Below are 16,943 nucleotides of genomic sequence, written 5' to 3'. Positions count from 1 at the left end.
TGCTCCCCGACCCCCTTCTTTCAAGCCCGGTCTAGTGGGAAAGCGCGCTCGACGGGTTGGCTGTCGAAAGGAATCGGTCCGAGATGGCGGATCCCTCGGCCGGGCCGTCGGTGAGCAGTTCTAATGAACTCGCCCACAGGCGAGGGGGAATCCTCGTCTCTGAACGAAGCCTCGCACGACATGAAGAGGAGTTATATCAATCTATTTCGGCAGGATCGAGATCCTCCGCAAGCGTGTAACGCGCGGTAGGCGAATTTGGGCCGAATCGAGCCTCCGAGCTGTCGATCATCTGTTGAACCAGAGTGCACATCTTCTTGAAGCGTCCAGGTTTGAGTCTGGGCGTTTCAGCTCCGTAACGGACAGTTTTGCGCTTGGAAGCCAAGTCAGCAACGAGGTCAGCGTGTTCCTTGGGACTGTTTTCATGGTCCGTCCATTGCTTGAGCCACGCGCGCCTTTCTTGGTGACTTTGGGTGGTGTTTCCTTCTAGAAGCATTAGGGCCTGAACGGTCAATTCCGCTGCCGAGTGCAGATTGTCGAGCGCCACCGAAAGGTGGGCTTCGCTGGCGATCGCGACATCGAGGAACTGCTGCGCTTTGACGAGAAGACCTTGGGCACGGGGTTTGTACCGGCGGAAGTCGAAGTGCAGAACGAAACCTTCCTCGACTCGCAGATAGCAAACCCACCCACTGTCGGGATGGACGGCTTGTTCTTGAGGTCTGATGTTGACGATGTGAGTCTCTACCTCGTCGCGGTCGCAAATAACGTCTACGTATGCTTCCTCGCCCAGCCGAACAATCGCATCTGGTTGGCCCGGTTGGATTTCCACGAGGAATCGGTCGATCGAAGTGGGGTCTGTGTCGAGATCGCGCTTTTTGAGTTCGGGCGCAATGAAGCTGTCCAACATGCTCTTGAGGACGTTCTGGCTGAACTGTCTGCGCTGCGCAACCAAGTCGGGAGTCTCTGACATTCGCACCACATTAGACACAACACAGGACAGTCCTTGCCCTCTCGGAACTTCGACCTGCCGCGAAGAAACAATTCCCTGCCCACGCGACATCCGACTCCACATCGGCGGTCGCCGTCTGTGTCGGCCTTGTGGTGCACACTGAAACTCACAGCGACCGGTAAAGACGCCGGTACGCGAGCGATTGGACACAATCCATGACTGACCAAGAGAAGACATCGTCTCCCGATTTCACTTCCAAACCCGAACCACTCTCGACCGCCGACCAATCAGGTGCCGATTACGTCGAAAAGTCCCTCGATTCGTTGCCTGTGCCCGCTGCAGAGGTAACCGTTCAGCAGCAGGAAACGCCAGAGGACGGGACGCCCCGTCGGCCACTGTCGGACATTGTGGGCGATTTTGACGACTACTCATGACGCTTAACACGTGGTTCAGCATCCTGGCGTTCTTTGTATTCGCGGCGCCAGGCTTGCTGTACGACCAGCTCACCGCGAGAAAGGCTGTTCGGCGCCGGGAATCAACATTCACCGAAATCGGTCGAATCGCTTTGGTCTCAACCGTGTGCAGTGCCGTGGCCTTCGTCGTATTGCTTGCGCTCGCTGGGCTGGCCAGGTGCGTCAACTGGCATCCGATGCCAGACTTGTCCGCCATGATTCGAGGTGGAAGTAGCTACATCACAGGACACATTATCGCCGTTTCCATCGCCGCGGTGCTGGGTCTGACAGTGTCGATGTTGGCCGCGTGGGGCGCGTTCGCGTACGTCAACCGGAAGAACCCGGCCAAGATTACGTACACCTCTGCCTGGGCGAAGTTGATGCGCGAAGAACTACCGTCGCCGACGACGGCTGTCCATGTTCGGGCCACATTGGAGAGCGGAGCCATTTGGTACGGGAGAGTGGGCGCCTTCTCCCCGGATATGGAAGTCGCTGACCGTGAGATCGTGCTCTGCCCACCGCTCTCCGTGCAGAATCCTCGCGGGGAGTTGAGCGATTTGCCAGCGCAGTGGCAGCGGGTGGTACTCCGAGGATCGGAGATCGCCAGCTTGGCAGTCCACTACGAAAATCCGCCTGCCGCCAGTAACGGGTAGTCAAGAGAACACGAGAATGGGGCTGTACCCGCACGGGATGCAGCCCCATTTTGTTCTGCTTGGTCGACACCGCGTTCAGTCTCCGGGTCGGGTGCGAAATGCTGTTCATTCGGGCTCCGCCAAATCCGTTCGCAGTCAGTGTTGCAACGCCCGTTGATCAAACTGCGCCAGCGTGTTGCTGAACGTATACGGCAACGACGCCTTTGCTTGGATGATCATTCCGAACGTGTCCCGGTGTGGTCTCGCAATGCCTTCCTCGTCAGCGAGCATCCAGTGGGGGCCAAGCGAACCCGTAAACTTGGACATCTCCAAGTGCGCATCCTCCAGCCCCAATATCTGCAGTTTCAACGTCGCAGAAACACATGCGTAGTAGCGATTGTCGCGGTCACGGTAGGCATCAGAGTCCCGCTCCATGGTCGGGTTATCACTCGACACCAACTCAGCAGCCCGGTTCATAGCCTCCAGTGCGGACAAGAGAGCTTCAGTGACCTGCTGTCGGCGCTGAACTGCGCGATCCTCACCGAGTGTGGCCTGATGCAACGCTCTGTCGGATCGGGCCTTCACGAAGATCCCCAAGAACGCGATGCTCGCCGCACCCAATGCGATCGCCGCCGCGATGATCGTTGCCTGCCCCTGCGTCAGACCTTCTCCGAGCGCCATGATCAACACGCTGCTTTTTCTACCCTTCACAAAGTCTGTCGCGGGACCCATTCAACTGAATCGAGGAACAGGGATGTTACGTCCTACCAACGGCCACACGCCCTCAGCGGTCCGGCCGAGTGGAATCTCGGTGCTGACGATATCGGCTACCGAATAGGCGATACGCCCACATCGGCGGCATTGGCCGGGCAACTGCTGAAATCGGATCATGGCCCAATGTTCGTCGCAGAGTAAGTAGTCCACGGGGGCGTTGCCATGACAACAGTCTTTGACGACCGCTGCCCACCGCGCTGCGCGCACGAAACCGACAGGATCATCGGCAAAGTACTGCGGGTGCTCGGCGCAGAACTCACACGGAAGTTCGGTGTGAACGATGCCTGACTTCACGTCCCTAGCTCTCTCGTCCATCCTCTTCCTCTCCTCCACTTCCCCATTCGATATTCATCCCGGTTCAAGACGACTTACTACCGCCGGATGCTTCTGACTCGATAGAGATGCCACGTTGCGCGCTCGGCCAATTCACACACTGTCGCGTGTTCGAGGACATGCGGCGCCGGCAACGCGTCCTGCCCAGTCTTGGTCAGTCTGGCTGCGTACCGCTCGAAGAACGCGACCAACACACGGGCACGCACCACCGGCATCCGCAGCCCGATCGGGCCCGACGACTTGCCCGCCACGCGTTCGAAGTGCGCGACCAGCCCGCGAATGTCCCGATCAGGGACAGGGACGTCAAGAAGTGCACCGAATCTCCCGACCTCACGCACATTCTCGACATGCGCCGGCGTCATGTCGCCGCTGTGAGCTCGTCGTACCAACTCCGTCAGAACCTTGATCCCTTCCGGAGAAGTAGGCATCCGGTGAACGTCGACGGTGATCCCGGTGGCTGCTTGAACAGCATGAAATTCATCCAATGCGGCAAGTCTTTCGTCATCGCGCTCCGGAGTGTCTTCCGCATCGAGATCCGCAGCGAGGCGTGTTGCGCATCCGTGTGCGGTCATCACGTAGAACTGTCCCAAACTGACCGACTCGACTGTCGTGCTTCCGATGGCGTTGTCAGTGCGCATGTCCTCCTCCAGCTCACGGATCATCGTCGACACCACATGCAGACGCCGCACACCGGCCGATCCCGGAGCATCCGATGCCGGCAGAGTGCGTTCGGCGACCTGGTGAACGTGATCGAGTAACTCATCCACCATTTCCACCCGGTTCGGCGAGTGAAAACGATTCCGCCGGCGCCAGCGCATTGTCCAGTTCCTCTCCTCGGTACGGCCGCATTTGCGTCAGATTCACAACATCCACCAGCCCGCGGGCAAGGCAATAGCGAGTGCTGTGCCGACAACGAGGTACGGAGCGAACCCGAACTCCACACCCCGGACCTTTCTGCCTCCGAACACCTTGGCTACCGCCACCCCTATTACCGCCAGGATATTCGGCAGCAGCACTGCCGAAGCCACGTTCATCCAACCGACCCATCCGACAGCTGCAGTGAGAATGAAGCTCAACCTCACATCCGCCAAACCGGGGTGACCGCGCGTAATGATCGCGAATACCAGGTAACTGGCGAATATCGCGGCGCCGGCCACCACAGCACGAAGACCCGCGGCAGGGTCCTGATCGATCACCACTGCCATCGCGCCGAGCAGCAGACCCGCCGCGGTGACTGCACGGATCAACGGCAAGGGGAACCGCAAGGTGAAGTGGTCAATCCACGCGGCCCAGACAGACAAAGCCGCCACCGTGAGCCATGCCGGCAAGATCGCGTCGCCTCCGGCGGCCATCACCGCCCCGAACCACAATCCTGCTGTTGCCACTGCCGGGACGATTGGGCGACTGGTCGGCCTCACGGGAATCTGCACGAGTGCACACAAACTTGCCATCATCGGACGCACCGCCACGCTCACCACCGCCCCAGCCAGAGCAGCCAACGCGGCGACCGACCACAGACCAGCCTGCTCGTGACGACCGAACGCCCAGCGAGCAGCGATCCACACCGCCACACTCACAGCAATGACACCCAGGATCGGCAGATACGTCGAGAGAGGGGGTTTCCGCCTTCCTGCGTCGGCGGCGGTGACAAGCCCCGGTCGATGACCAGGGCCGGACGCTGTGGGCTCGGCCTCCTCCGCGGAGAGAGAAGTCGAAGCACCGTCGGCAGTATTCTCCGACTCCACATTCGATTCGGCCATCTCAGAAAAGCTCCTTCAGCGCGTCCATCACCCGTGGTCACAGGCAGAACCCGACCCTAACCGCTCTACCGGACAGCGCGGGCTTCCGAACTCATCGGTTAGCCGCTGGGGCGTGCGCTGTCCATGCCATGGACTATCACTGACCGCACATCTCAGATGCCTGAAAACCCGCTCGCGCTGCTCTCGAACGACGATGTTCCCGCATCGTGACCGGACTCGCCGCCGCCAAAACCACTCGAAAACTCACCAGTAGAGGCAACATCACCCTATGAACGCCCCCATCGGAAAAGCTGCCCACCACCGCGCTCGACTCCAGCCGGCACGTTCCTCCCGTCCAGCATTGATCGTTCACACCTTCAGCGAATACACCCACCACATCCGCAGCGGCGCCAAACGACTGATCATCGACGCCGACCCTGACCTGTGGTTCGACCTCGGCCATGTCCCGCACGGAGTCGATGTGAAGATCATCGGTCAATCGTGTGCCGGAATCAGCGGAGGATCCATCGCTGCCGCCGGTCGATGCTTCCTACAGGCCTCCCACCGCGCCCGTGTCACCGCCTACGAATTCGCGCACGTCGAAGCATTCGATGGCGTCACCATCGAAGCACGCGGGAAAAGCCACATTGTCGGTACCGATCACGCCAAGATTCGCGCCGAAGATCAGGCTGTCGTCTTCGCCCACTCCCAGTGCCACGTCCAAGCGGCCGGCCACACTCTCGTCGCAGCGACAGACACTTCCTCTGTCTCCATCAACGGCGACGCACACGTCCGCGCCAGCGCCGGAGTGCACATCATCGGAGTTCCTCAGTCGAAGAATCTGAGCATCGAACCGCGCCCGATCAGTCGACTGGCCAACCAGCTCAACATGTAAGGCCCCGCAAGCGGCAGTTAATCGCAGAGCCTCAGCCAGCCGACGACCGATACACCGTGAGATCAATCGACTCCTGATCGCGGAAACTCGACGCCAACAATTCCACCGCCGGCACAATCACTTCACTCTCGATCTTCCACACCACCGACGTCGTCCACCCCACCAACCCGCCAGGCCCCGGCGTCGCTTCACCGAACAAACCTTCCAAGGCGTCCCGCCGGTAACCGAAGATATCCACCAGGTCATCAGCGGTGTACCAGTACTGCCGCAACGGATCCGGGTCATCGGCGTGCAGAGCGCTGCCTTCGCTGATTCGACATGGTTCAGTACTCATCTACATGCCCTCTCTGTGGTGCGGTCCGCCCTGCGCCGTCTTCACGTCGACAATCCGCACGTGTGCATAATCCGGGTTCTCCACAACGTATTTCGAACGCTCGATGCGCCAACGAGCGACAAGCATCTCCAGCTCCTGAACCTCCCGTGGATCCTCGAGATACTCACACGCGAAGTCGAGCCACGGCACATAATGCCGCAGGCTTTGACCGATCCGTCCGGACTGGCCACCGATCACGCTCTCGAGCACGATCAGTTGTCGCTCGTCCTTCATTCGTCGGCGCAACGCTTTCTGATTCACTTCGACCAGCGCGAGCTCCGCCGCAGCCACCGACTCGCCTACCCCATCGACGCGGGAGCCCATCTCGTTGCGATGGACGACCGCATCGACGAACTCGCGACAGACCGACGCTTCAGCCCCTTCCGGGAGCATCGCCATAAGGGCAAAGCCGCGTTCCTCAAGGAGCTCGAAACCGTGTCGATTACCTCGGCCATACCAACAACTCATGACCAGCGACCGCTCCCACGCCAACGCCAAGCGCCTCTCGAGAAAGGGAAGCGCCCGGGCGGCCGCCACGAACTGAAAATCACACTTCCCAGCGATCTCACGCGCCGATTCCCAGTCCACACTTCCTGCAGGAGAACTCATCTCACGTACAGCGCGCATTCGCCCACGAAGATCCGCAGCCGCGGCGGCGGTGTCTACTCTTACCGCGTACTTGTTGGATCGAGAGCGCAAGAACCAGAGGGTCATGCGGCTGAGCCTAATCTCCGCATCTCCAAGCAGGGGTGCAGTAGCATCGTCAGCGGCGCATTGCTGGCGTAGTGTGCTCCGGCTCACCGCATCGATGTCCATCGTCGATGCGGTGAGCCACCTTCAAAGAATGGCTCAGACGCGAACGGCTCCATCGCCGACAACCCGTTGATCCTGTTGGCGACTCCGCATTCGTTCCGCGTGCCGTTTCTGCCACCGCGCGTGTTTGACCTTGAACCGCTCGTCGAATTCCTCCCACAGCGGCAAAGCCTCTGTCTTCCTCGCGGCGAGAACATCGACGGGTTCCGGTCCGGACGCAAGCGCTGGAACCACATCGCCGACTTTGAGGCGATCGACGAGCTCCGAGAACAACCACGCCGGGCAACCCTCCCCCCGAAGCGCGTCGACTGCGTCTGGTTCGTCGTCGATCCAGGCAACTATCGGGCTCGTCTCTGCGTAGTGGTTTTCCCATCGCCACCAATGCCGTCGTTTGACATCGAGCGCCCGCCGCACAGTTCCGTCCACCCACAAGCTCCGTGATTCGATGTGACCGGGCGGCAACGACTTCGCCCGGATCCACCGATCAGATGTCCGATTGAACTGGTCCAAGCGGGTTGTGCTGTATGCAATGGTGAAACCTGCACTGTCGAGCGCCCGAACCAACTTTCCGCCTGCGCGGTTCAGGGAAGCTTCACCGAAATGGGTATGAAACCGCTTCCAATCTCGATCGGCGTATGACGGCGCGGCGATCAACCCCTCGAAATTGTGCATATCCGCAACGACGCCATCGATGTCGACAACGACAGTCGGCCCCGGGCGGGGAGCATCCAGCCACGGTTTCGGACGATCAAGAAAGCTTCGATTCTCCGTCATATCCCCAACGATATGGGCAGAGACAGACATTGAGCACGGTCCCGCGACCCACCCGTACGAATCCTCCGATGCATCTAGTTGGCAAAAGGCCCTGTTCACGCACTCGAACAGGGCCTTCTTTGATGCTTCTGGCCTTTAAGGCTCACCGGTCAACACAACTGACCGCGATTGCCGATCGCCCACGTTTACCCCACCCTCAGTGCCCAAACGAGAACCGCGCGACCTCTCGATCTCTGCGATGTAGACAACAGCAAAGCCGACCACTACGACCGCGACGGCCACGACCAACCATCGCTGTCCCATCCAACCCGCCGCCACGCCAAGATTGAAAATACTGTGAGGCACAACTAATCCCAAGAGCGATCGATAACGGTAGTACGCGAAAACAGCAAACCCGCCCCACAACATCGCCCCGACTGCCAACTCCCACCCCTGATATACGTGTAAGGCTCCACGAAGAATCGCTGAAATGCCGATCACCACGATGAGGTTGATCCGGAATCGCAGACCTACCAATGCCGCTAGCCCGGCAAAGAAGACCTCTTCCATCAACCCCGCCAGCAGGACCGGCTTCACGACGTCCCAGGAGAACCAACCACCCTCGACCGAGGGACTGCCAGTTGAGCCCTCACCGACAAATGCCCGAAACGCAATTGCCAGAGCCTGACCGACCGCCCAAATTCCTGCAGCTCCGAGGAACCGCCGACGACGGCCCACACCTGCGAGCCACGGCGCAGATCGATCGACCGGGCCCCAGAATCTGCGAACTACCAAGAACGTGAACCACCCGCACGCCACCGCCACGCTAGTAGCGATAACGTCCTCCGCAATCCCAGGATCGGGCGAAACATCCACTGCCGCCCCGGAAGTCGGATTGAGATACTGGTCGATCGACGTCCAAATTACGTTGGACCAGAACAACAGCAGGATTGGCGGGGACACCGATCAGCAGAACCAAATGCATCCGCTCGCTCCACCACGCCCACCAACGGCCCGTCCCCCCATCTGAAGCGCTCTCCTCCTGAATCGAAGTCGGCAGCTGCCTCATCCAAACTCCCCCACCCGCTCGAATTTCACAATATTGACACCCACAACTCAACCAGACTGACGCTCCACAGTTCTACACCGCCACAAGGTAATCCAACACGCAACACAAGCACGCAACTGCAAGCAACGCGAGACTGCGATGGCCGCCCGGGAGAAGACCAATCAGGGCGGACTGTAGTCAACTACCCAAGCGCCCTCGGTCCGGCGGAGAGGCACCAGCCATCGGTGGCGATGATCTCGCACGACCACCTCAGCCCCCAAGAACCCCAACACCAGCGAAGTCGAAAATACAGCCGACAACGGAACCAACTCAGCCAACAAAATCCCCTCACCGTCCCTCGCGAAATCCGAAGCAACATCGAGGTCGGTCGTAAACGACGACAGAGGCTGCGCGCTGTAATCATGAGGTACCCGGCGCGCCGCCAGTTCAGGCCAAACCTCAGGCCGCGGGCTTACCCCGAACTTCCCCAGCCCCCGCCACAACAAAACATAGCGACCCCGAACACCGATCTCGGCGAATTCGCTACGCACCACCATCGGGATCGCAACTGCCAAAGCTGCAGCCAATCGCGTCTCTCCACGATCGACCCCCGACAGGCTGTCCAAGGCCAGATACCTGCTTGTGCTGTCAACGGCCTGGTGCATCAACATCGGCCACGGAAGGTCGACTCTCGCATTCCAGTGCACGGCCAGTTGGTTAATCTCAGCACCAACCGAATCCCCGAATTCAGATCTGAGTGCATCCTCAAAGGGGTTGGGGTCGGGAGATTCTGCGTATGGGTTCAACGTCGCCGACAAGTCCGAAATCAGCTCCGGATCAACCGCATTCACACAGGCTCGCAATGCCGAGACGCGGACAGCAACATCAGTCGCCTGCCTGTAGTCCTCAACCCTAGCTGCATTGCGGGATGCCTCACGAATATGAACCGACCACGCACCCAGATACGAGAGCTTTTGTCTCGCAGTCAGAAATGACGATTGCACTATGGCCCTCCGGATTTCACCCAATGACAACGATGTTTCCTCGCTCGGATCCCCGGTCAGCACGTGTAGTTACATCCCCTCGACAATGATGTTCGGACAAGCGGCGTCTGCTTTGCCTGGCGAGCTGGCCGGTACCAGGTGAGGAAGTTCAGGTTCGTCATCAAGGGACACCGGGCCGTCCCACGGAGCTACCAGTGACGAGTCGTATTCCCAACCGTCACAGGACAGGTCGTCCACCCAGATCACCGTCAGGGAACAGTCGAAATACTTCTCCGCGAATGCCATGATGGCCGGGAGCCGATTCTGATCAAACCAACCTCCCCTACCGACCTTGATGTCGCATCCGAATGCGCTCGGCCTTATCCTGGCGACGTATTCGCCTGGCGCCGAGCGTAGGACCACGTGATGATAGGTACCCACCTATGATTCCCTTCTCGTTCTGCCGACAAAGATGCCCGCGTCACTCGAACTGGACAGTTCAAAATGACGCGGGCATCCATTGGCTGAATTCAGTTCGGTGTGACCAAGACCTGCAATTCGCCTACCCGCCGGTCGTACATCGACGTCAACGGAGTGGGGGCTACACCGCCCATCGTGCCGCCTGGCCAAGTGGCAGTCCACGTGACCACCCAGTTGCTGGTGGCGCTGACCTTGAAGACGTCTTGCGGCTGTCCAATGGACGATTTTGCGAGACGATGTCCGCATGTGGGCGATGGAGTTCCGCTGGCGGGCGAAAGAGGGCTGGCGTCAACAGCATCGGTATACGGAGTGAACGGCAGCAATGCACCCGGGCACAATTGCACGTCTCCATCGCCGTGATTGATGAGGACACCGGTGTTGATGGCGTTCGCGGTGACGGTTACCACACCCGAGGTGGCTGCTCGGTTGACCGGGCCTGTCGTGGATTCGCGAACGTCGTTGGGGCACATGAAAGCCCAGCTCTCCTTACCCACGAGACCGGTACGTTGACCTCCACCTGAGTTCGCAGGTTCAGGTGTCCAGCACATCGGAGGCTTTTCGAGCTGCATAGCGGTGATCGCCATAGACACCGTATTCATGATCTCCGCCATTGAGGGCGGCGTCGGCGGGATCTCGATACCGGGTGCCGCAGGCGGTGCGGGGCATCCCCCCGGTGTGCCGAGACATGCGCCTTGCAGGATCGCGTTGAGGGTCCCGGACGGAGGTGCAGCAGCGGGGCCGGCGCCGCCAGTACCCGCACCGCCTCCGCCGCCTCCTGCGTTGCCAGCCGCGGCCCCCGCGCCGCCTCCCGCGGCCCCCGCGCCGGCGCCTGAGCCCGCGGGCGCACTCACGTAGCCGCCACCCACTGTCACATTCGCACCACCGGGCGAGGACGATACGTCAACTCCACCTCCACCTACGCCTGGCTGCGCCAACGCTGATTGACTCCCCGTGACCAGAACGCCGCAAACCAGTGTCGCAGTGGCGAAAATTCTCATTGCTAGTCGCATGATTGCACCTTCTCAACTGTTTGACTTGTGACGCGCCAGCCATTCGAATCAGGCCACGCGGGGTTCCGAACGGTGATGTTGGTGGACTCGAACTGGCCGCGGTCGGGCTTCATCGCACTTGATCCGTCCGGAAATACGGCATTCCAGCCGGAGATATCAGTGCAGGCCTGAACGTGAACCCACGCGGCTTCCGCGCGGGGTTTTCCCTGATCATCTACCGGTGCGCTCAGATCCGTCACCGAGGATTTGATGACGGAAATGGCTCCGGTACTGGTGATGCCTTGCGACCGTCGAAGCATGATGTCCCCGACTCGGTCGTTCAAGACTGGGTCCCCAGCCACACCGCCGATCGCATCCACAGAAGCTGTTGGGTCAGCTTCAATGCTTCCGAGGGCAGCATAAAACTCGTTGACCTTGGCGATCGCTTGGCTCCGCGCTTGCTCGTCGGGCGTCTTCGCCTCGGTCTTGCCGTCTGGACCATCGAAAGCGGGGTTTCCGGTTGCAGTGAGAGTGACGTTCGGCTCGTCGGAATTGCTGGAACAAGCTGCGACGCCGGCTAGTAGGGCAACAGCTGCGACTGCTGCTGCTGTGGTTCGTCGAATTCTGTTGTGGGCCATGTTGTTGTCTCCTAGAAGCTTCCGGCGCTGCAGGGTGTTCCGGGTTGTGTGTAGTCGGCTGTGACTCTCCATCCTGCTGGGTCGGGCCATGACGGGTTCGTCAGGATCGGTTTTCCGAGTTCGAGTTTGTCCACAGGCTTGCTGATGCAGACGTCCATTTGGAGCGTGGCAGTTCCCGCTGTCGGTGCGCCGGTCTCGTCGATGGGGATGTCGTGTTTGGTAATCACGTTCTTGAGTACTTTGAGATCGCTTGGTGGCGTCGGGTTTCCGTTGCGACTGGTTGTGATCTCTTTCTTGGTCCTGTCGAGGAAACGGCCGGCCGCGACGGCATCGAGGTCAGAGAGCGGGGCAGCGGGGTCGGAATTCAATCGTGCGAGCACGGTGTAGTACTCGCTGATCTTGGCGAGGGCACCTTCTCCTGCTTGCTGTTCAGGTGATTTTCCCGATCCAGGGGGGCCGGTAAAGGTCGGGCCGCTGCTGGTGTCGAGGGTGCCGGGCTCCGGGCTGAGGATGCTGCAGCTTGCGGTCAGGCAGGCCGCCGCAGTGAGGGTGAGCATGGCTGCGAGGCGGCGGTTCATGATGCGGCTCCGATGCGGTAGTCGGTGGTGGTGTCGAGCTGTCTGAGAAGTTCGTTGGTCTCCGGGTGTGCGTCGACTTGCAGTTCGTCGAGTTCGCTTTTGAGGGTGTCGATGAGGGTTTGGGTAGTTTCGATGTCCCCGGAGAAGTGGGTGGCGATGATGGCTGCTCGCCAGCAGCCTTCGTGAGCACTGTCGACCGTGAGGCCGGCCCGGGCTGCCTTTCCTGCGGCATCGAGGTCCTGGGTGACCTGTTCGCCGCGGATGTAGCGGCCGGCGAGCTCTTCTGCGACGTCGGTGATCGCGGAGATCATTTCCTGCTTTATGTGATCTGCCCACCGGTAGGCAATCGGGTCGTCGCTGGTGAAGGGCTGACCGGTCACCAGCGCGAGAGCGGATTCAAGGCGTTCGGTTGTCGTCGTCGCAGGGTGAGCGTCGACGAGCTGGTTCCAGTAGTCCCAGTCTGTGGTCACTGAAGGGTGGAGGCGAAGTGGCGTTCGGCCGGTTCGGTCTCCGGACTTGATGAGCGCTGCGTCCCCGGTGTCGGTATCTCCCATCCAGCTGCGCAGTCGTGTGACGGCTTGGTTGCGGCGGCTACGGAGCCGCGCGTTTGCCGTCTTCGCTTCTTCGGCAGTGCTGGCCGCATTGACGAGTTCAACGTCGTGCGGCCACATCTTTGCGGTGAGCTCAGTTGCGGGCACTCCGCCGTCGCTGAATGCCAGTAGAGCTGCGATTTCGGTGAGGCTTCGCGAGTTCTCGCGGTCCGTTGAGCCCGGAGTAAGTGGCGCGAGGGTGGGCTCTCCGAGGACGCGAATCCAAATGTGTGGAGCCGCGGGAAGCTCGGGATGGGACGCAACAATCTCGGTTTCGGTCTCAGCCGCAGAGTCGGTGTCGATGTCGATGTCACCGACTGTCTCGGAGTTGATTTCCTCAAATACGTTGTCGTCGTTCCGAACTACCGTGAAAGCCGCAGGGTCGGTACTGGTGATGAGATTCTCGGTCGTGATCTCGCAGTCGAGACGTGCCCCCTCCCAACCGAAGTCCGAGGCCTCCGGTTCGACAGCTGGGGAAGAATCATGGGCGGTAGTGGCATACAGACTGACAATGCTCTCGTAGCCGGCTTCGTCGAGTGTTGTGACAGTGAGCTGTGCTGATGCGATACCAGGGCGGACCAGTGTTGCGGTGCCGTCGTCGGCGACATCCAATGTCCAGTCGGAGCGAGTGTTCGAGTTCTGCGTTGTGACTGCAGCGAACGCGATCCGCGGGGCGCTATGGGCGATCGAGGTCAGGATTTCTGTTTGTTCAGCTGTCAACGGGTCGGAGATGAGGACGATTTCCGGAGCAGTCAGCTCACTGGTCTCGTACACGCTCCGTGCCTGTGCGATGGATGCAACCTCGTTCTCGTCGAGGATGCCGGCGTCGCGTTCGAGATGGCGAGCCAAGCGCGCCAACACCTCGTCGGTGTTGTCGGAGTGCGTGATACGGCCAGTGTTCACTGCGCCTGCGAGGTCGCCGCAGTATCCGACGACGTTGAGGTGAAGGGAATCTGCCAGCGGCGATACGGCAAGCTCGACGGCCATCGCGCGAAGCACATTTGCGGTGGCGGTAGGTGTGCCGGTGATGGAGAGATGCCCTATTTCCTCCAAATTGAGCATGAGCTCTCGTCCATCGTCGCTCGTTCCCATCGCGGTCAGGGCTGGGTATGGGCTGACGTCGATGTCCGGGACCGAACGAGGGAACGCCCGTGGGTCGACCATCCACGTGTCGTCGTCTGATTGCATCCATGGCTGGGGCAGCGAGATCTCCTCGAGCAATCCGAGTTCGATCGTGTCGTCACCGATGAAAACCGCAAGGAGACTGGGGATGGAGATCTCGTTCGCTCGGCAGTACTGCGCGAGGTTCCGCAATGCAGTGTCGACATGAGCGGTGGTCAACGGATCGACAGCGGCCGTCAAGGCCTGTTCGGCAAGGATTGCTTCCTTGGCGGGCAGGGCGATGCGCTCGCCGCGGCGGCGGCGATGCTGCTGTTGCCGACGGCACAGCGCGAGATGGCCGGTCAGGCCGGCGGCGGCGAGCGCGGAGATACCGAGGGCGATGTAGACGACGCCGGACGAGCTGGAGGAGTCGTCTTCCGCGTCGGCGGTGATCACGGATGCTTCGGCATCAGGGGCCATATTCGCAGGCATCTGGGGCTCGATGGGGTCGAGTTGCCAGTTCGGTGTCGCTGCAACTTCTGGGAGGGGGTCCGGTGCCGCGTCGGGCACCTGCGCCTGGGGGGCTGGCACCGGCGCCTCAACCGGCGCAGGTACGGCCGCCGGCTGGGGGGCTGCCTCCGCTGCCGGCACGGGTGTTTGGGCGGACGCGGACGGAATGATCAATTGCTGTCCGACTGTGATCAGGTCTCCGGCTGGCGACCCGTCCGCAGTGGTGATCTCAGAAAAACGCAAAGGATCGCCGAGCTCTCGATCGGCGATGTCCCAGAGTGTGTCTCCAGCTTGGACGGTGTAGGCCCCTTGTACGACGTCCTGCACTGCCGCAGGGAGTTGCAGCGTCATTCCCTCTGCGAGGAATCCCGCTTCGGGCACAACGTCTTTGTTCAGTTCGAGCAGTTCGGTGAACAGCCTCCCGTCGCCGAGGTGAGTTTGGGCGAGTCCCCACAGGGTGTCTCCGCGGACGGTGGTCACGGTCGGGCCGGCGGGTTTAACCGCGGGCCGTGCAGCGCGCGGGTCCACCTGAGTGTGGGCGGGGCCGCTCGGGTCTTGCTGTGCGGCGATCGGTGCGTAGGGCGCAGGTGATGCACTGTCTACTGGTTGCGAGAGTGCAGGTGTCGCGGTTGCGGTGCCGGCTGTCAGCAGAAGCAGTGCACCACTGACGAGGAAAGTCGCCGTTTTCTGTTGCGACCCGAGAAGCCGGATCTTCGGTGCCTTGACGCCCCGGAGTGTGGCTGCGAGCTCGACAAGGATCGGGAGGGTAAATGTCGCCCACGCGACCCAGCCGACGAGCGGCAGAAGTGCGACGAGGAGGCTGCCGTCGTCGGGGTTAGAGAGCAGACTCTCGAAATCCGAAAAGGGGATGTCGAGAGGATTACCGCGCAATGCCCACAGTGCTGCGGGGATCCCTGCCACGAGCAGAAGCAGGATCAGGAGGTACCCGAGTCCTGCGAGGCGGGATCGGACTGTGCGAGCACTCATGGCCGGTACACCTCCCCCGCGTTGGTGCGGTTGAGGTTCACCGTTGCACTACCCGTGATCACTTTCGAACCAAGGGGCAAAAGCTTGTTGTCGTACACGATGCGGGTGGTGATCAGCAGTGTGCGAGGCCCTGTGGGGATGACCTCGCCCTCGACCCCGGCGTCGGCGAGGTAGCGTTTCGCGGCCGCCACTGCGCGTACGGGGTCGACAACCGTATCGATCCCTCGCGCACTGAGCGATCCGACGATCTGCTGTCCGGACGCGCGGGCGGCGTCTTCGGCGACGTTGTCCGCGCGTTGAGCTGCGGTGTGCATTCCACCGCCGTCGACGATGAGTCCCCACACGAAGAATATGAGGATGGGAGCGAGTATCACGGTCAGCAGCGTCACGGCGCCCTTATCGCGTTCCTCGGGGAGCCTGGAGGTGAGTCGCTTACGCAGGGTGGTGATCATCTGGTGCGCTCCCGGAAAGTGTCGATGGGTGAGATTGCAGTGACCTCGATAGTTCGTCCTCCGCTGACGCCGGGCCATCCGAGGGCGTCGTAGGAAACTTCACAACTGACGGTGACTTCGACGGTTGCGGATACTCCTGGGCGAGTACGGAATCCGGAGGTGTCAGCGCTGACGTTCATGGTCGTGCATTTGAGTCCTTGACCATCCATGGAGTCCAGGGCCGCTTGGTATGCGAGAGGGTTGGCTTGAGTGGCGGTACGTGAGAGTGATGCTGCCCGGGCGGCTTCTCCCGCGGCGTGCTCGACCTTTTGATGCGCCTGACGGTTGATGCCGTATGCGTACATCCAACCGAGTAGGACGAGGAGGACGATGATCGCGAGGCACAACTCGATGGTCACATCTCCTCGATCGTTTGAGCGGGCGCGAGCGATCCACTGGCTCAGCTTCATCCGACACCTCCGGGATTGGTCACGCGCTCAGTGGGTTTGGTGTGGTCGACGGTGATGGCGAATTCCAACCCCGGTACGAGGGACGGGGACTTTCCGGTGATCGTGACCGTGGTCTCGCGGAGTGTCTTGTTCACCGACACGACCGGCGATTGAAGGTCACCCGATCCGGATTTCGCGATGCACGCGTTCGCTGCGGCGAGGCCGAGCGCCTGGTTCCCTTGCTGAGAACGCGTGGCTTGCAATGCTTTTTCGGCGCAGGTGTTTGCGACGTCTCGTCCATGGAAGAACAGGGCGGTTTGCAGCATCACGGAGAACATCATCAGGAAAGCGACCATCGCGATGACGGTGACGAGCGTCGTGGGGCCCCGGTCGTCGTGGCGCCACCGGTCGATCAGCTGTTCCAGTGTCATGACTGTCCGTTTCTCTGC

Annotated in this window: 19 protein-coding genes; 2 read left to right on the top strand and 17 right to left on the bottom strand. The window is 60.9% G+C overall.

Annotated features, from left to right (window positions below):
- Nucleotides 1-196: 196 nt before the first annotated feature.
- Nucleotides 197-967 carry a HEPN domain-containing protein gene (locus ACBG85_RS29330; RefSeq protein WP_164490671.1) on the bottom strand — a complete coding sequence of 257 codons (771 nt, stop codon included), beginning with the start codon at nucleotides 965-967 and terminating at the stop codon, nucleotides 197-199.
- A 409-nt stretch (nucleotides 968-1,376) separates the two neighbouring features.
- Here ACBG85_RS29330 and ACBG85_RS29325 point away from each other — a divergent pair, with 409 nt between their 5' ends.
- A complete protein-coding gene (locus tag ACBG85_RS29325; protein ID WP_064445009.1) occupies nucleotides 1,377-2,051 on the top strand; it encodes a DUF6338 family protein in 675 nt (224 codons plus the stop codon).
- Between the two features lie 135 nt (nucleotides 2,052-2,186).
- Here ACBG85_RS29325 and ACBG85_RS29320 read toward each other — a convergent pair whose 3' ends face one another.
- The 3 genes from ACBG85_RS29320 to ACBG85_RS29310 all read right to left on the bottom strand — a co-directional run bounded on the left by ACBG85_RS29320 (nucleotide 2,187) and on the right by ACBG85_RS29310 (nucleotide 4,897).
- The gene (locus ACBG85_RS29320; protein ID WP_241199216.1) at nucleotides 2,187-2,711 is read right to left on the bottom strand and encodes a hypothetical protein; all 525 of its coding nucleotides are present in this window, start codon (nucleotides 2,709-2,711) and stop codon (nucleotides 2,187-2,189) included.
- A gap of 464 nt (nucleotides 2,712-3,175) precedes the next feature.
- Nucleotides 3,176-3,907 (bottom strand): hypothetical protein, encoded by a 732-nt coding sequence (locus tag ACBG85_RS29315; protein ID WP_238592781.1) that lies wholly within the window; start codon nucleotides 3,905-3,907, stop codon nucleotides 3,176-3,178.
- A 90-nt stretch (nucleotides 3,908-3,997) separates the two neighbouring features.
- Complete coding sequence (locus tag ACBG85_RS29310) at nucleotides 3,998-4,897, bottom strand: hypothetical protein (RefSeq protein ID WP_164490672.1); 900 nt, start codon at nucleotides 4,895-4,897, stop codon at nucleotides 3,998-4,000.
- A 268-nt stretch (nucleotides 4,898-5,165) separates the two neighbouring features.
- Between ACBG85_RS29310 and ACBG85_RS29305 the strand changes: the two genes are divergently transcribed.
- Nucleotides 5,166-5,771 (top strand): hypothetical protein, encoded by a 606-nt coding sequence (locus ACBG85_RS29305; RefSeq protein ID WP_125053236.1) that lies wholly within the window; start codon nucleotides 5,166-5,168, stop codon nucleotides 5,769-5,771.
- A gap of 31 nt (nucleotides 5,772-5,802) precedes the next feature.
- Here the strand turns inward: ACBG85_RS29305 and ACBG85_RS29300 are convergent, their stop codons facing one another.
- From ACBG85_RS29300 to ACBG85_RS29240, 13 genes are all read right to left on the bottom strand, one after another.
- The gene (locus ACBG85_RS29300; protein WP_064445006.1) at nucleotides 5,803-6,105 is read right to left on the bottom strand and encodes a hypothetical protein; all 303 of its coding nucleotides are present in this window, start codon (nucleotides 6,103-6,105) and stop codon (nucleotides 5,803-5,805) included.
- Complete coding sequence (locus tag ACBG85_RS29295) at nucleotides 6,106-6,732, bottom strand: hypothetical protein (RefSeq protein WP_241199217.1); 627 nt, start codon at nucleotides 6,730-6,732, stop codon at nucleotides 6,106-6,108.
- A 261-nt stretch (nucleotides 6,733-6,993) separates the two neighbouring features.
- The gene (locus ACBG85_RS29290) at nucleotides 6,994-7,731 is read right to left on the bottom strand and encodes a hypothetical protein (protein WP_241199218.1); all 738 of its coding nucleotides are present in this window, start codon (nucleotides 7,729-7,731) and stop codon (nucleotides 6,994-6,996) included.
- Nucleotides 7,732-7,866: 135 nt separating this feature from the next.
- Complete coding sequence (locus ACBG85_RS29285) at nucleotides 7,867-8,505, bottom strand: CPBP family intramembrane glutamic endopeptidase (RefSeq protein WP_372027931.1); 639 nt, start codon at nucleotides 8,503-8,505, stop codon at nucleotides 7,867-7,869.
- A 435-nt stretch (nucleotides 8,506-8,940) separates the two neighbouring features.
- Nucleotides 8,941-9,792, bottom strand: coding sequence for a hypothetical protein (locus ACBG85_RS29280; RefSeq protein WP_256933101.1), 852 nt, complete (start codon nucleotides 9,790-9,792; stop codon nucleotides 8,941-8,943).
- Nucleotides 9,793-9,831: 39 nt separating this feature from the next.
- Entirely contained in the window at nucleotides 9,832-10,182 is a 351-nt protein-coding gene (locus tag ACBG85_RS29275; RefSeq protein ID WP_064445003.1) for a hypothetical protein, read from the bottom strand.
- Between the two features lie 89 nt (nucleotides 10,183-10,271).
- Nucleotides 10,272-11,072 (bottom strand): hypothetical protein, encoded by an 801-nt coding sequence (locus tag ACBG85_RS29270; protein WP_241199268.1) that lies wholly within the window; start codon nucleotides 11,070-11,072, stop codon nucleotides 10,272-10,274.
- Between the two features lie 149 nt (nucleotides 11,073-11,221).
- The gene (locus tag ACBG85_RS29265) at nucleotides 11,222-11,848 is read right to left on the bottom strand and encodes a hypothetical protein (protein WP_064445002.1); all 627 of its coding nucleotides are present in this window, start codon (nucleotides 11,846-11,848) and stop codon (nucleotides 11,222-11,224) included.
- An 11-nt stretch (nucleotides 11,849-11,859) separates the two neighbouring features.
- Complete coding sequence (locus ACBG85_RS29260; RefSeq protein ID WP_064445001.1) at nucleotides 11,860-12,426, bottom strand: hypothetical protein; 567 nt, start codon at nucleotides 12,424-12,426, stop codon at nucleotides 11,860-11,862.
- Nucleotides 12,423-15,614, bottom strand: coding sequence for a LysM peptidoglycan-binding domain-containing protein (locus tag ACBG85_RS29255; RefSeq protein ID WP_372027930.1), 3,192 nt, complete (start codon nucleotides 15,612-15,614; stop codon nucleotides 12,423-12,425). Before ACBG85_RS29255 ends, ACBG85_RS29260 begins: the two co-directional genes overlap by 4 nt.
- A complete protein-coding gene (locus tag ACBG85_RS29250; RefSeq protein ID WP_125053248.1) occupies nucleotides 15,611-16,066 on the bottom strand; it encodes a TadE/TadG family type IV pilus assembly protein in 456 nt (151 codons plus the stop codon). Before ACBG85_RS29250 ends, ACBG85_RS29255 begins: the two co-directional genes overlap by 4 nt.
- Nucleotides 16,063-16,515, bottom strand: coding sequence for a pilus assembly protein TadG-related protein (locus ACBG85_RS29245; RefSeq protein ID WP_125053250.1), 453 nt, complete (start codon nucleotides 16,513-16,515; stop codon nucleotides 16,063-16,065). The genes ACBG85_RS29250 and ACBG85_RS29245 overlap by 4 nt, the downstream gene beginning before the upstream one ends.
- Entirely contained in the window at nucleotides 16,512-16,925 is a 414-nt protein-coding gene (locus tag ACBG85_RS29240; protein WP_125053252.1) for a hypothetical protein, read from the bottom strand. The genes ACBG85_RS29245 and ACBG85_RS29240 overlap by 4 nt, the downstream gene beginning before the upstream one ends.
- Nucleotides 16,926-16,943: the final 18 nt, after the last annotated feature.

Origin of the sequence: Rhodococcus sp. NyZ502, assembly GCF_041464245.1 — a bacterium.
GTDB classification, from domain to species: domain Bacteria; phylum Actinomycetota; class Actinomycetes; order Mycobacteriales; family Mycobacteriaceae; genus Rhodococcus_F; species Rhodococcus_F qingshengii.
This window is presented reverse-complemented; position numbering and strand designations above follow the sequence as displayed.